General features: G+C 62.0%; 1 protein-coding gene. It reads left to right on the top strand.

Going from position 1 to position 647, the window contains the following annotated elements:
* Window positions 1-23: 23 nt before the first annotated feature.
* A partial coding sequence (locus QQJ84_RS19125) for an IS110 family transposase (protein WP_284259929.1) occupies window positions 24-647 on the top strand: 624 nt, incomplete at its 3' end.

Here is a 647-nt window from a genome sequence, read left to right on the forward strand (position 1 = left end):
GCCTCTCGCATAGGGGACGAGCCGTGCAGCAGGATAGCAAGATCTACGTAGGACTGGATACCTCGAAGCTGAAGATCTCGGTAGCGGTGGCTGAGGAGGGACGTGACGGTGAGGTGCGCTTTATCGGGGACATCGACAGTGAGCCTGACAGCGTTGAGCGTCTCGTAGCGAAGCTTGCTAAAAAGCATCAACAGCTCGCCTTCTGCTACGAGGCTGGACCAACCGGCTACGGCCTGCATCGTCAGATCATCCGGCTTGGCCACGAGTGCATCGTGGTCGCACCGTCGCTGATCCCGAAGCGGCCGGGCGAGCGGGTCAAGACCAATCGTCGCGATGCGTTGACCCTCGCCAAACTGCACCGCGCTGGAGAGTTGACTGCCGTCTGGGTGCCGGATCCGGGTCACGAGGCAGTACGGGAACTTGTGCGCGCCAGGGAAGCCGCGATGGAGGACCTGCGGCGCGCCCGGCAGCACCTGCAATCTTTTCTGCTCCGTCATGGCCGGATCTTCACCGGTCGTGATGCATGGACCAAGGCGCATACCCGATGGTTGTGCGAACAGACCTTCCCCCACCCTGCTCAGTATCTCGTGCTGGCGGAGTATCGCCAGGCGATCGAGAACGCCGAGATCCGGCTCAAGCGTCTGACT

Source organism: Acidocella aquatica (genome assembly GCF_030160635.1).
Lineage (GTDB): Bacteria > Pseudomonadota > Alphaproteobacteria > Acetobacterales > Acetobacteraceae > Acidocella > Acidocella aquatica.